At 75.3% G+C, this 12889-nt stretch carries 12 protein-coding genes; 3 read left to right on the top strand and 9 right to left on the bottom strand.

From position 1 onward, the window contains the following. Window positions 1-107: 107 nt before the first annotated feature. Both ACFXGN_RS02030 and ACFXGN_RS02035 read right to left on the bottom strand, forming a co-directional pair. Entirely contained in the window at window positions 108-1592 is a 1485-nt protein-coding gene (locus ACFXGN_RS02030) for a lipase family alpha/beta hydrolase (RefSeq protein WP_384852100.1), read from the bottom strand. Between the two features lie 75 nt (window positions 1593-1667). Beyond that, window positions 1668-6158 carry a peptidase C14 caspase catalytic subunit p20 gene (locus ACFXGN_RS02035; protein ID WP_384852103.1) on the bottom strand — a complete coding sequence of 1497 codons (4491 nt, stop codon included), beginning with the start codon at window positions 6156-6158 and terminating at the stop codon, window positions 1668-1670. Window positions 6159-6237: 79 nt separating this feature from the next. Between ACFXGN_RS02035 and ACFXGN_RS02040 the strand changes: the two genes are divergently transcribed. Next, on the top strand, window positions 6238-7233 hold the full coding sequence (locus tag ACFXGN_RS02040) for a translation initiation factor 2 (protein WP_384852105.1): 996 nt from the start codon (window positions 6238-6240) through the stop codon (window positions 7231-7233). On the opposite strand, the gene ACFXGN_RS02045 is transcribed toward ACFXGN_RS02040, so the two are convergent. The 6 genes from ACFXGN_RS02045 to ACFXGN_RS02070 all read right to left on the bottom strand — a co-directional run bounded on the left by ACFXGN_RS02045 (window position 7211) and on the right by ACFXGN_RS02070 (window position 11453). After that, window positions 7211-7726: a DUF3093 domain-containing protein gene (locus ACFXGN_RS02045; protein ID WP_384852108.1), complete on the bottom strand. Its 516-nt coding sequence runs from the start codon at window positions 7724-7726 to the stop codon at window positions 7211-7213. The two genes, ACFXGN_RS02040 and ACFXGN_RS02045, sit on opposite strands and share 23 nt — an antisense overlap. Before the next feature lie 65 nt (window positions 7727-7791). Further along, entirely contained in the window at window positions 7792-8460 is a 669-nt protein-coding gene (locus tag ACFXGN_RS02050; RefSeq protein ID WP_384852110.1) for a DsbA family protein, read from the bottom strand. A 199-nt stretch (window positions 8461-8659) separates the two neighbouring features. Then, window positions 8660-9325 (bottom strand): hypothetical protein, encoded by a 666-nt coding sequence (locus ACFXGN_RS02055; RefSeq protein WP_384852113.1) that lies wholly within the window; start codon window positions 9323-9325, stop codon window positions 8660-8662. A 344-nt stretch (window positions 9326-9669) separates the two neighbouring features. Continuing rightward, complete coding sequence (locus ACFXGN_RS02060) at window positions 9670-10053, bottom strand: hypothetical protein (RefSeq protein WP_384852115.1); 384 nt, start codon at window positions 10051-10053, stop codon at window positions 9670-9672. Between the two features lie 93 nt (window positions 10054-10146). Further along, window positions 10147-10488 (bottom strand): GNAT family N-acetyltransferase, encoded by a 342-nt coding sequence (locus tag ACFXGN_RS02065; RefSeq protein ID WP_384852118.1) that lies wholly within the window; start codon window positions 10486-10488, stop codon window positions 10147-10149. Window positions 10489-10529: 41 nt separating this feature from the next. Continuing rightward, window positions 10530-11453 (bottom strand): pirin family protein, encoded by a 924-nt coding sequence (locus ACFXGN_RS02070; protein ID WP_384852121.1) that lies wholly within the window; start codon window positions 11451-11453, stop codon window positions 10530-10532. 119 nt (window positions 11454-11572) lie between these two features. On the opposite strand from ACFXGN_RS02070, the gene ACFXGN_RS02075 reads away from it, so the two are divergent. Both ACFXGN_RS02075 and ACFXGN_RS02080 read left to right on the top strand, forming a co-directional pair. Continuing rightward, window positions 11573-12115, top strand: coding sequence for a carboxymuconolactone decarboxylase family protein (locus ACFXGN_RS02075; protein WP_384852123.1), 543 nt, complete (start codon window positions 11573-11575; stop codon window positions 12113-12115). A gap of 103 nt (window positions 12116-12218) precedes the next feature. Next, complete coding sequence (locus ACFXGN_RS02080) at window positions 12219-12509, top strand: hypothetical protein (protein ID WP_384852126.1); 291 nt, start codon at window positions 12219-12221, stop codon at window positions 12507-12509. A 117-nt stretch (window positions 12510-12626) separates the two neighbouring features. Here the strand turns inward: ACFXGN_RS02080 and ACFXGN_RS02085 are convergent, their stop codons facing one another. Continuing rightward, window positions 12627-12878 carry an EF-hand domain-containing protein gene (locus ACFXGN_RS02085; protein ID WP_384852128.1) on the bottom strand — a complete coding sequence of 84 codons (252 nt, stop codon included), beginning with the start codon at window positions 12876-12878 and terminating at the stop codon, window positions 12627-12629. Window positions 12879-12889: the final 11 nt, after the last annotated feature.

Genomic DNA, 12889 nt, shown 5'->3' on the forward strand with positions numbered 1-12889 from the left:
GGAATCCGCCGGGCGGTGCGTGAGGCACCACCCGGCGGGGAAGACCAGCCCTCCCGCACTGGTGCCAGGCCTCCCGGCCGTGCCGGTGCCGCGCCGTCAGCGCCCCCTCACTCGCCCAGCACCGTCACCACCTCCCGGCACACCCTGCGGGGGCCCTCCGCCGTCACCTCCAGGACCCAGGTCCCCGGACCCGCCGTCAGAGACACCCGACGGGTCTCCCCGGACGCCCCGCCCTCCCCGTACCCCACGGTCCCTCCCGCCTTCCCGGTCCTACCGGTCTCCCCGGCGAACGGGACCGGCGGGGACGCCGGAACCCCGTCCCGGGTCAGCACCGCCCGCAGGTTCCGCCGGGCCAGCCCCTCGCCCGTGGCCAGTACGTCGAAGGGCTCGCCCGCCAGGGCGCACTCCGGCACGTCCAGGCCGAACTCCTCGTCCCTGGCCAGCAGATCGCGGGCCGCCCGGCCCTCCCGTACGACCGACAGCTGATGGCCCACCGAGTCCCCGCCCGCCATGTCGGCGTGCCGGTACCCGTTCCACACCGCGTCCTCCTCGTAGTCCAGGGCCCAGCCCGCGAACGCGGACTCCCTCGGGACCGTGCCGTCCCCGGACCACGCGCGGCCCCCGCCCAGGTCCGTCGTGAACCGGGTCCCCTCCGGCGCGACCACCACCCCGTGCACCGTCGGATGGGCCGCCCCGCCCAGGCAGTGCACCCGGTAGGGCAGCCGGCCGCCCGGATCGCCGCGCCGGTTGGCGTCCCGCGCGTCCTGGAACTCCCGGTCGAACGCGAACGCGTCCTCCACCAGGGCCGTCGGCAGGTCCGGCACGGCATGACGACGGTCCATGAGGGAGCGGCGCCGGGTCCTGCCCGGCACCAGGACCGCGTCGTACACCGGCAGCAACTGCGCCACCGACGGCAGGGTCAGGGCCAGTTCGCGCAGCGTCCCGTTCACCACCCCGCCCGCCCCTCCCAGCGCCGCGCCGCGCAGCCGCCCGTCGCCCACCACCGGACCCACGCCCTGCCCCGAGAGGAACCGCACCGCCTTCGCCGCGCCCCGGTGCGGCGTGCCCAGCGTTACCAGCGTCCGTGCCGTCTCCCGCCCGCCCAGGCACTCCAGGTAGTAGCGCCCGACCAGACCGCCCATCGAATGACAGACGAGGACCACCCGGGGCTCGTCCGGACGGTCCGGGTGGAAGGCGTCCACCCGCTCGCGCCACCGGGCCAGCGCCCGCTCGACGCACTCCTTCAGATCCCGCGCCGTCAGCCGGTTCGACAGCCGCCAGTCGTACGCGAAGGGCACGTACTGCCCCTCGGCCAGCTCGCCCAGAGCCGCCCGGACGTCCGGGTACCCCAGGGACGACAGCAGTCCGGGCAGCGCGTCCGGCGACTTCAGCAGCCCGTCCGCGACGAGCGCGTACGGCCCCTCCGGACGCCCGTCGCCGATGCCCGGCGGCAGCGCGACCTCCGCCATCACCCGGGACCGGCCGCGCAGCCGGAACAACGCCCGCAGGGACTGGTTCCACACGTCCCGCCCCTCACGGGTCAGACGGCTGCCCAGAATCCCCGGGACGAACACCACAAGGTCGTGCCTCACTGCGTCTCCCTCTCCTCCCACACGCGGTCGGAGCACGGCCCCCTGGCCGCGCTCCCGGTCCGGCGACCGGCCGTCTCACGGCCCCCCGGGCACCGGAACCCCCGGTCCCGGGGGCGCGAGGAAGGACGCCGGAAGCCGGATCAGATCACACCGGTGGTCGCCCTGGAGCGCCACCACCAGACCGCCCCGGTCCCGCGCGGCGGCCGACGCCCGCGGCGGATAGCCGCGCCGGGGCACCCCCGCACCACCCAGCCAGGTACCGGCCCGCACGTCCCACACCGCGGGCGCGCGACGCTCGTCGCACACGAGGAGCAGGGGCCGCTCCGGAGCACCGGCGAAGACCAGCGAGGTCACCGCGAGCCCGTCCCCCGGCAGCGTCCGGCGCTTCCCGCTGCCCGGGGCGCACTCGGCCACCCTGACCGTCCCGGCGTCCACCCACGCGAGCAGCGGGACGGACTCCCCCTCCTCCGCGTCGTGCCACTCGCCGAGCGCGATCCTGCCCACCTGCGGGCCGCTGTCCCCGCGCCCCGGGAGCGCGATCCGCTCCGCCCGCGCCAGACCCCCTTCGCGGTGCTCCCAGAGCAGCAGCGCGTCACCCAGATCGGCGGCCAGCCAGCTCGTCCCGTCGGTCATCGCCCGCGCGTCCACCCCGCAGGCGCGCACCCCCGCCGGAACGGACTCGCCGCGCCGCCAGCCCCGCGCCCCGCCCAGGGACAGTTCCGCGCACTCCACCCGCTGCCGGTCCGGCGCGTACAGCCGCACGACACCGGCCGCCTCGTCCACGAGGAGCCCCAGCGCGGGCACCCGGTTCCCGGCGTCCCCGCCCAGTTCCAGATCGTGCTCCGCCCGTACGGACAACTCCTCGGACAGCAGCCACAGCCGCACCGTCCGCCGGGCCGCCGCGACCACCACCCACGACCCGGCGCAGCGCTCCGCCCGTACGGCGGTGACCTGGTCGACATGGCCGAGGACGACCACCGGGTCGGAAGCCGGGGCGCCCCGGCCGGGCCGCGACACCAGCACCCGGTCACCCCGCACCCGGCAGAGCAGCGGCGCCTCCCCGCCCGCCTCCGCCAGCGCCACCAGCGGGCGCTGGTCATGGCTGCGGCGCGGCAGACCGCGGCCCGTGCCCAGCGCCGACGCGACTTCGAGGACCCGGATGTGGGAGCCGTCGGCCACGGCGAGCACCCCCCGCCCGTTCGGTTCGAACGCCAGCGCCCCCACCCCGGGCGCGGTCAGCGCGAACCGTGCCTCGCGGCCCGGGTCCGCCGGATCGAGGACGCGGACGGTGAGCCCCTCCTGCACCGCGAGCAGCGTCACCTCGCCGCAGCGGCCGAACGCCAGCCCCCGGGCGGGCGAGGCGAACGAGTGCACCGGGGACGCCTCCACGGGACCCCCCGCCCGGTCGTCCGTCTCGCACAGCCACACCGACACCCGCCCGCCGTCCGCCGCCGCGAGCCAGCCCTGTGGCCGCCCGTCCGGTGACGGCACGTCGAGCGCGGCGGCGGCCACCGCGGGATAGCCGAGCGCGCCGAGGTCGAGACCGGCCCCGAGCAGCCCCCGGCCGCCCCTGACCCCGAGGTCCACCTCGTGCAGCACCGCCCGGCGGCCCGCCGCCAGGAGGAACACCCGGCGGCCGAGCACGAGGGCGGCGAGCCGCTCGGTGTCCGCCGTGCGGATGTCGACCAGGCTCTCGTCCCGCTGGTGCAGCGCCCCCCGCTGCCACCGCCACATCCACAGGTGCCGCCCGTCGGCGGCCCACACGATGGTCTCCGCGCCCCGCTCCACGGCGGCGAGCGTCCGCACCGCCCCGCCCCAGCGGTACGCGTAGTCGGGTCTTCGCGCGCCCGACCGCCAGAAGTACACCGCCCGGTCGTCGCGGGCCACCGTCGTGCGGTGCGGACCCGTCCCCACCTCCCGCACCTCGGCCAGCGCCTCGCCCCGGGCCCGCTCGGCGCCATGGGTGCGCCGGGTGAGCAGCCGGAGCCCCGACTCCGCGTCCAGGACCAGGACTTCGCCGCGTCCGCCCGCGGCGAGCGTGTCCCCGGCCCGCCGTTCGGTCGCGCCCGTGCCCGCCGTCCAGCTCAGGGTGCGCGCCCCGCCGAGCGGCGCGGGCAGCCGCCACTCCAGCGGGTCCGGAGGCTGATCGGTCCAGTACTCCTGCCAGGGCAGGAAGCCCTCGCTCCGTTCGAGGAGCGCGTACGCCGTCTCCCGGTGGCTCACGAACGCGGTGGCCCGCAGCAGCGCCCGCCGCTCGGGGACGTCCAGGTCGCGGAAGGCGTCGCCGACCCGCCCGTACAGCGCCGCCCCGTCGCAGTCGCGGGCGAGCGCGGAGGCGAGCGGCAGCATGACGGCGGGGTCGGTCCGCACCAGGAACTCCAGGTCCTCGAAGAGGGCCCGCAGATGCCCGGGACCGGCCTCGGCCGCATGGGCGCCGAGGTGCCCGAGCGTGTACGCGTCGGCACCCCGCCAGTCGGCCGAGGCCCGTCCGCGCAGCGCGGTGACGGCCCTGAGGTGCGCCTCGGCGGTGTCGAGCCCGGCCCGCCGCAGCAGCTGCGGACCGTAGCTGGGGTGCGCCAGATGGAAGGAGCTGTCCCGGCTGTCGGGGACGAGCTGCCGTACGACGATCCCGCCCGCCGCGCCGAGCCCCACCCGGTGCAGATCGCCCGCCGTCAGCTCGGAACTCCCCTCGTCCCGCAGGGCGTTGGCGAGGACCAGCCACGGGCCGCGCCGGGCGAGCCCCGGCTCCTGTACGACGGCGAGCGGACGCAGCACCTCCTCGGCGCGCTCGGCGCCCTCCTGCGCGGCGAGGTGCCCGATCTCCTCGGCGAACCGCTCGCCGAGGTCCATGCGGCCCTCGTCCATCCAGCGGGTCAGCTCGGCCTCGGTCACCGCCCAGGGCCGCCGGGCGAGGTACCGGGCGGTGAGCCGGGCCACCAGGAACGAGCCCCGGCTGCGGGCGGCGACCGTCCGGGCGATCCACTCCCGGTCCTCCGCGTGCGGATACGGGGGCGCCTCCGCCAGCACCGAGGCGACCATCCCGGCGATGCTCTCGCCCGCCTCCTCGTCGTCGCCGAGCACCAGCGGGGCCACGCTCTGGTCGAGCGTGTCCGTGAGGGTCTCCTCCGCCTCCCGGGCGGTGGTGCGACGGCGCGGCTGCGGCCGGGTGGCGACGACGACCCGGACGCCCCACAGCGCGGCGAGCGGGTTGAGCAGATGCCGGGCGATCTCGTGGGCCTGTTCGGGCAGTGCCTCGTCGAGGGCGTCGAAGAGCAGGTTCAGCGAGCCGGACGCGGCGACCAGCTCGTCGACCGCGCGGCGGCAGCGCTCCGGTGTCACCGGCCCCTCGGGCGGCGGCGGCATCCCGTCGAGCCCGGCGAGCACCTGCCACAGGGCGCCCGTCAGCGAGTGCAGGGACCGGCCCCGGCAGGACAGCGCGGCATGGACCGTACCGGTGCGGGGGAGGGTGGCGGGCGGCAGGTCGGGCCCGAGACCGTCCCGCCACGAGGGCAGCGAGGTGAGGGCGAGGCGCCCGAGGAGGGCGGTCTTGCCGCTGCCCGCGGGACCGGTGACCGCGAGCAGCCCCCGGGGATGGGTGTCCATCCAGCGGACCACCCGGCTCAGGGCGCCGTGCCGCCCGGCGAAGTGACGGCGCAGATGCCCGTCGTCCTCCAGACCGAACTGCTCGGCACCGAACCAGGGGGTCCGGTCCCGCAGCACCGCCGTGGTGTGCACCTTGCGCCGGGGTTCGACGAAGTACGGGTTGTCGAGGAAGCTGTTGGGCAGCGCCCGGACCTCGGTGTATCCGGGACGCTGGGCGGGCTCGTCGATGCCGGAGGCCGCGGCGGCCCCGTCGACGGCCTCCAGGAGGTACGGCACCGGCAGGTGCAGCGCCGCCGGATCGAAGGGGCGCGCATGGTCCGCCGCGATGAACTCCGGCGTGCGGAGCACCTCTTCGAGCCAGTCGACCCAACGGCCCTCCGGCACCGACGAGTCCGTGCCGGAGGTGGCGACGACCACGAACCCGGCCTTGCGGTGCCGCCGGGCGTGGCCGACGCTGTCCCGCTCGACGGAGAGGGCGCGGTCGAGCGCGGCGGGCAGGTGCCCGTGCGAGAAGCAGGCGTCCACCACCAGCAGGGTGTCGGCGGCGGAACCGGGGCTGAGCAGCCGGTCGACCAGGTCCGTCAGGGCGATCGCCCGCCCGGGATCGAACCGGCCGTCGGTACAGGAGTCCTCGCAGGCGAGGAAGTAGCCCAGCGGGCCCAGGTCGTAGCCGTGCCCCGTCCAGTACAGGATCTTCCGTTCGGCGCCGTGCGCGAGGAAGTCCTCGATGCCCGCCCACAGGCGCGCGCGGGTGGCGCCCTCCGCGTCGACGGCGACGCTGTCGCCGAAGCCGAGCCGGTCCCGGGCGATCCCGGTGAACCGGTCGCGGACCTCGGAGACGTTGCGCAGATCCGGCAGGACGCGGCGCGCCCCCACCGGATGCGCGTAGCGGGACACGGCCACCGTGCCGACGAGCGCCGAGGCCCGCCGCTCCGACCGGATCATCGTCAAGTGCTCGACCACATCACGTCCGTATCATGTCCGGGCCACCGTGACGTGTGCCCCACGTCAACGCGAACACCACTCATTAAAGGGGTCGTCGATGGTTCAGCGGGACAGGTTCACCCTGCTCGGCAGGGAAACGCCATGCCACCTCTTCGAAGGTGACGGGATACGGCCCATCCTGGAAGACGACATCCGCGTCAAGTACCGCCCGGAGCGCGTGGAGTTCCCGGACGAGACCGGTGGCTGGCGGCACGCCATCCAGGAGGCCGAGGAACGCAAGGAGGCGCTGGGGCAGCCGTACCGCTGGAACAACAAGCGGTTCGCCGTCGAGCGGATCGTGGTCACGCGCACCCACCTCGCGGAGGACCCGGTCGTCACCCTCGCGCTCCAGGACGCCGACTACTACGACTTCCTCACGACCTCGATCAACCTGGACCGCGCGCAGGAGAACGGACTGACCCTGCGCGAGCAGTACCTGGAGAGCCAGGACCCCGTCGACGCCCCCGCGTACATGAACTGCAGCTTCGGCGTGAACGTGGCCCTGGAGACCGGCCGGGACGGCAAGACGCTGTTCTCGCACCGCAGCCCCCGGGTGGCCGGTCCCCACAACGACCACTGGAACTCCTCCGCGAACGAGGGCCTGGCCAGGGACCACGACCTGCCCGCCGACGGCTCCCCGGTCAGCCTGTACGCGGTGGCCCGCCGGGCCCTGTTCGAGGAGCTGGCCGTGCACGCCACGGACGAACTCGACCTGGAGCTCATCGGGTTCGGCCTCGACCTGCGCAACCACCAGTGGGCCGCCTTCTTCCGGGCCGTCCTGCCCGGTCTCGACGAGGAGACGCTGCGGCTGCGCTGGTCGCGGGGGGTCGGCGACAAGTGGGAACACGACCGGTTCGCCTTCGTGCCCGCCGACCCCGAGTCGGTCCTCGGCTTCATCGCCGACCGGCCCGCCGAGAACTGGACGCCGTGCGCCCCGGCCCTCTTCTACCTGGCCCTGGTGCGCGCCGCCGTCCGCCGCGCGGACGGCGACCCCGCCGCCCGCTTCGCGGTGGAGGAGGCGGAACAGCGGGTCATGGCCCGGCGGGACCCGTAGCGCCACCGGGACCGGAGGGGAGCGCCGCGCCCCGGATCGCCTCCGCGAGCGCCTCCGGCGAGCGGGTGGACAGATAGACGTACGGCGTCGGGTCCGCCGGGTCCACGACCTCGACGCGCAGCGCCGTCGTGACGTACCCGCGCATCAGCGTGAACGCCCGGAGGTCGGCCCGGTGGGTCCGCCAGGCGCGGGCCTCCTCCCCTTCGAGGGCCTCCGGCTCGCCGAGCGCGGCCACCGGGATCCGGGCGTCCCCCGCGACGAGGAACCCGCCGACGACCCGGATGCGCGCCGAGCCCTGGGCGCTGACCATCGACGCGGCGATGCCGGTGCCGACGGCCAGCGCGAGCAGCGCGGCGAGCAGTCCGAACGGGAAGAAGACCAGGGCCATGGAGAACCCGAAGAGGAAGGCGATGAACCACCAGGAGCGGGGCGCGGTCAGCCGTTCGTCGTAGGTGGTGGCGGGGGTGGGGGCGGGCACGGGAGCGGGGGGCATGGGGTACCTCGTGGTGTGAGGGAGGACGGTACGGGGACGGGCCGCCGCCGGGCGCGGCGGCGGGATCAGCGGGCGAGACGGGCGTCGATCAGCGCCTTGAACGCCTCGTACGTGGGCGGGGTCGCGATCTTGATCCCGTCCACCAGGAACGTCGGGGTGCCCTGGACCCCGAGGCCCAGCCCGTCCCGCTGGTCGGCCCGCACCCGCTCGGCGGTGCGCGGGTCGGCGAGCGCGGTGTCGTACGCCCGCAGGTCCAGGCCGATCTCCCGCGCGTACGAACGGAACACGTCCGCCTTCGACTCCTTCGCCTCGCCCCACTCCCGCTGGGTGGTGAAGAGCCGGGCGTACATCTCGGCGAACTTCCCCTGCCGGGCGGCGGCTTCCGCGGCCAGGGCGGCCGACTCGGCGTTGTGGTGGCCGGGCATGGGGAAGTAGCGGACGACGAACGTCACCCGGTCCCCGTACTCCGCGCGGAGCCTCTCCACGACCGGGTACGACGCGCCGCACGCCTCGCACTCGAAGTCCAGGAACTCCACGACGGTCAGTTCGCCGCGCTGCGGGGCGGTCAGCCGGTGGCTGTCCCCGCGCACGGGCAGGACCTCGGCGGCGGGCGTCGCGTCCAGCCCGCCGCCGCTCCGGCCCTGGGGGGTCAGCAGCAGGAACGAGCCGAACGCGGCGGCGAAGGCCGCCGCGAGCACGGCGGCGACGATCAGGTTCTTCTTCAGCTTGCTCATGATTCCTCGGTGGGGGACGCGGTACGGGAGGGGGGAAGGGGTGCCGGAAGGCCCGGGGGGCGGCACGGTGAGGGCGCGCGCGGCCGTACGGGCGGCGCGCCGGGGGAAGGCGTCCATGGGTGGGGAGGCTCTCTGCCGGGTGCCGGTGACGGGGGTCACCGGGCGGTGGGGGACCGGCGGTGGGGCCCCCGTCGCCTCGTCAGAGCACGCAGGGGGTCCCGGTCGGCGCCGGTCGGGAGAGGAGGGGGGTGTACGGGCGCGGCGGGGCGCGGCCCCGGTGCGGGCGCACGAGCAGGGCGGAGCGCAGCACCGAGGCGCTGCGGCGCAGGGCGAGGCGCGGGCCGGTGAGGGGGGTGACGGCGAGTGGCCGCCACAGGAGGACCAGGGTGTGGTGGACGACGTCCAGGAGCGGCCGGGCCTGCCACAGGAGGCGTTCGGTGAGGCCGAGCAGCCGGGCGGCGATCAGCACGGTGACCAGGTGTCCGGCGAGGAGGACGCCGGACGGGGGACCGCCGGTGGCGCCGTGTTCGACGAGCCAGGGGGAGCCGGTCGCGGAGCCGCCGGGATCGACGATCGCGGCGCAGGCGCCCGGCAGGGAGTACGCCCCGTGATAGGCGAGCTGGGAAGCGGTGAGGGCGCCGGTCACCTGGGTGTCGGTGAGTCTGCGGCGGGTGACGAAGGCGGCCCCGGGGACGGCGACGGCCGCCGCGACGAGGGTCACGAGCCAGGGGGGCGTGTGGCCCCGGGACAGCGCGTGGCCGACGAGGGGGAGGAGGACGCAGAGCACCGCGAGCGTCCCGGCCCGCACTCCGCGCAGCGCGCCCACGGCCGGTGAGGCGGGGCGGTTCGCGCGGAGCGGTCGCATCGGGTCGGCCTTCGTGAGGTCGTCGGGAGCGGGCGGAGGGAGGGCTGCGGAGGGAGCGCTGCGGAGGGGGCCGTCCGCCCCGGACCGGCCCGCTGAAGGGTACCCGCCGAGGCGGCCACCCCCGGAGGGCAGGGGGTGTTCCGCCGGGGGAGGCAGGGGGCTCAGGGGGCTCAGGAGGCGAGTGGGACGGGTGAGCCCGTGAGCCCATCGCTCATGGTCCGAACCCGAACCCGACCTGGTCCGACCCCGGTCCGGTCCGCGTGGACGGTCAGGCGGCGAAGGACGTCCCGACCCGTTTCCCCGGCCGGAGGCGCCGAGGCGGGCCCGTCGGCGGTCTCCGTCGGCTACGCCCGTACGACGGCGTCCTCCGGGGTCTCGTCGAGTACGAGGCCGTTGTCGAGGCGGATGCGGGCGGTCACCCGGTTCCGTTCCCGCTGGAAGGCCGTCCACGCGGCTTCCAGGGAGGTGACCTGTTCTTCCAGCCGGGCCAGGCTCTCGGGGGGCATCTGGGAGCCGTAGTCGTCGAGGAGCGTCTTGAGCCGTTCGTACTCGCGGGCGTCCGCGCTCCACCGCTTCTCGTACGTGCGCACCCGCTCGACCGTGCCCTCGGTGCCCGCCGTCACGGCCAGGAATCCGGCCGGGGACCCGTCGTCCCGGGTGACCCCGCCCAGTCGGAGGTCCGTCGTCAGTCGTACGCGCAGGCCCGCCGTCAGCGCCGTCGATGGCATCGGTCTTCGTTCCTCCCGGTCGGCCGGGTCACGGCCGCTCGCGCGCGGAGGAATCCCGGGGGCCCATTATCCAGGGCCCCCGGGGGTCCCGGCTCAGCGGGCGAGCTGTGCCTCCAGCCAGGTGAGGACCTCGGGGGTCACCGGGTCGGTGATGTCCGCGAACTCCTCGTGCTTCTTCAGGAACTTGGCCACGTACGGGCAGACCGGGACGATCCGCCTGCCGGAGGCGCGGACGTCGGTGAGCGCCCGCTCGACCAGGATCGAGGCGAGGCCCTGCCCGGCGTGGGCGTCGTCGATCTCGGTGTGGAAGAAGACCCGCTGCCGGTCGCGGTCCCGGTAGGCGGTGAGGCCCGCGCGCCGGTCGTCGACGAGGATCTCGTAACGGTGGCGGGCCTCGACGTCACGGACGACGGGGGTGCCGGTCTGCTCGCTCATGGGGTGCCTTTCCGGGTGGGACGGGAGGGGGGAACGGGGGCTCAGGTGCGGGGCGGGTTGCCGCGCGGGGTGAGGGTGGCGTTCGGGAGGACGGGGGCCGGGAGCCGGTCGCCCGGGTAGCCCTCGACGTGGCCGAAACGGTCGGAGGCACGCTCCCATTCCTCCCGCGCCGTGACGATGTCCTGGTGGGTGCGGCCGATGAAGTTCCACCACATCACGATCCGCTCCTCGAACGGGGTACCGCCGAGGAGGACGGCCCGCGCCCGGTGGCCGGACTCGTTCGTCAGGGTCAGGGTGGCGCGGCCGGGGGCGACGTAACCGAGCGCGGCGGGGTCCACGACGGTTCCGGCGAGCCGTACCGTGCCTTCGTCGACGAGCAGACCGTGCTCGAAACCGGGGTCGACGTCGAGGGTGACGGTGGCGCCGGGGTCGAGGAGGAGTTCGGCGCCGAGCAGCGGGGTGAAGGTGGGGACGGGGGAGGTGTCCCCGGCGAGGGTGCCGAGGAACACGCGGAGTTCGGCGCCGTCGAGCCGGACCGGCGCGGGCGCGTGGTGCCGGAAGTCGCGGGGGGCGTGGCGGTGTTCCTCGGGGAGGGCCACCCAGAGCTGGACGCCGTGCAGGACGGTGGTGCCGGGGGTGGAGACCTCGGTGTGGCTGATGCCGTGCCCGCCGGTCATCAGGTTGATCTCGCCGGGCCGTACGAGGGCGTGGGTGCCGAGGCTGTCGCGGTGCTCGATCTCTCCGGTGAAGAGCCAGCTGACGGTCTGGAGGCCGGTGTGGGGGTGGGGTGCCACGTCCATGCCGCCGGACTCGGCGACCCGGTCGGGCCCGTAGTGGTCGGCGAAGCACCAGGCGCCGATGAGGGTCCTGGACCGCTGGGGCAGGGTGCGGCGTACGGTCATGGCGCGCGGTCCGCCGAGCGGGACGTCCCGGGGGGTGAGGATCTCGACCTCCGTGTCGGACATGGCCGGCCCCTTTCCTGTTCCTGGGTTCTCTGCGAAAGATGTAGTTTCGTTTTCAACAATCATGGGGGATCATAGCCCCAGAACCCGTGAAGCGCACGGGGACGGCGAAGGAGCACATCGTGACGGACGTGACACGGGCCACCGACGGCCGACGGGTCTACCTCGACAAGCAGCACCCGGCGAGCTACCAGGCGCTGGTCAGGACCGCCGAGACCGTCCGGGCCGAAGCCGCGGGGGCGGGCCTGGACCGCGTCCTCGTGGAACTGGTCAACCTCCGCGTCTCACAGATCAACGGCTGCGCCTCCTGCCTCGACGTGCACACCCGGGCCGCGCTCCGCGCCGGTGACACGTCCCGGCGCCTCGGGGTGCTCCCCGCCTGGCGGGAGACCGAACTGTTCACCCCCAGGGAGCGCGCCGCCCTCGCCCTCGCCGAGGCCACCACCCACCCGGCGGACGGCCTCGCGCAGGACCGCGCCTACGCGGAGGCCCGCGCCGCCCTGGACGACGACGAGATCTCCGCCGTCATCTGGGTGGCGATCACCATCAACGCCTTCAACCGCGTCTCGATCATGAGCCGCCACCCCGTACGGGACCCTGCGGCCCCCGTACGGGACGCGATCGTTCCCGCGGGGGACGCGGGCGGGGCCGTACGGGATCGCTGAGGCGGCCCCCCCTGCGGGAGCGTCGGTCGCGCGGGGGTGGTCCTTTCGGCGGCCGGGACCGGGGGCGGCCGTGTCCGACGGCGGGGCGGGCCGTTGTGAGGGTGTGACCTCTACACGACGCATCACCTCGCTCCTCGCCGTGGCCGCCGCCTTCACCTGCCTCGGCGGCGCCTCCGCCGCCCAGGCCGCGACCGGCCCGCTCGGCCCCCCGATCAACCCGGTCGCCGAACTCGACGCGCTCGCCACCACCGGGCTCCCCGCCGAGTCCCGCGCGCAGTACCCCGGGATCGCCGGTCAGCTGGGCGGCCTCAACGGGCTGCACGACCTGGGCCAGATCCGCCAGCTCACCGACCTGGCCGCGCCGGTCGCCGGGGTCCTCCCCGAGATCTCCTGACCCGTACGGCCCCCCGGCCGACCGTCCTCCCCGAGGGGCGGCACCGCGCTCCCCCGCGCGGCGCCGCCCCTCCGGCCGTCCGGGACCGCCCCTCCGGCCTTGCCCGGCCGTCCCTGATCACCAGCCGAAACGGCGGTCCACGAGGGCGGCGAACTCCTCGAAGGTCAGCACCCGGTCCCCGTTCCGGTCGGCCTCGTCGAACAGCGCCGAGGCGTCGTCGTCGCTCCCCACCCCCCAGAACGGGATCACCCCCCGCGCCGCGAGGGTCGGACCCTTCTCCCGGAGGGCGTTGATCACCTCGACCCGTGTGAGAGCGCCGTCATGGTCGAGATCGAGCGCGTCGAAGAGGACGCGCGCCTTGTCACTCATGCTCTGTCCCG

The sequence above is a fragment of the Streptomyces sp. NPDC059247 genome (assembly GCF_042754005.1).
Taxonomy (GTDB): domain Bacteria; phylum Actinomycetota; class Actinomycetes; order Streptomycetales; family Streptomycetaceae; genus Streptomyces.

What these genes read in the sequence shown, in the direction of transcription:
- ACFXGN_RS02045 (WP_384852108.1), bottom strand. Translation starts at nt 7,726, where the DNA reads ATGCCCCCCGCTCCCGTGCCCGCCCCCACCCCCGCCACCACCTACGAC.
- ACFXGN_RS02050 (WP_384852110.1), bottom strand. Translation starts at nt 8,460, where the DNA reads ATGAGCAAGCTGAAGAAGAACCTGATCGTCGCCGCCGTGCTCGCGGCG.
- ACFXGN_RS02070 (WP_384852121.1), bottom strand. Translation starts at nt 11,453, where the DNA reads ATGTCCGACACGGAGGTCGAGATCCTCACCCCCCGGGACGTCCCGCTC.
- ACFXGN_RS02040 (WP_384852105.1), top strand. Translation starts at nt 6,238, where the DNA reads ATGGTTCAGCGGGACAGGTTCACCCTGCTCGGCAGGGAAACGCCATGC.
- ACFXGN_RS02085 (WP_384852128.1), bottom strand. Translation starts at nt 12,878, where the DNA reads ATGAGTGACAAGGCGCGCGTCCTCTTCGACGCGCTCGATCTCGACCAT.
- ACFXGN_RS02055 (WP_384852113.1), bottom strand. Translation starts at nt 9,325, where the DNA reads ATGCGACCGCTCCGCGCGAACCGCCCCGCCTCACCGGCCGTGGGCGCG.
- ACFXGN_RS02060 (WP_384852115.1), bottom strand. Translation starts at nt 10,053, where the DNA reads ATGCCATCGACGGCGCTGACGGCGGGCCTGCGCGTACGACTGACGACG.
- ACFXGN_RS02065 (WP_384852118.1), bottom strand. Translation starts at nt 10,488, where the DNA reads ATGAGCGAGCAGACCGGCACCCCCGTCGTCCGTGACGTCGAGGCCCGC.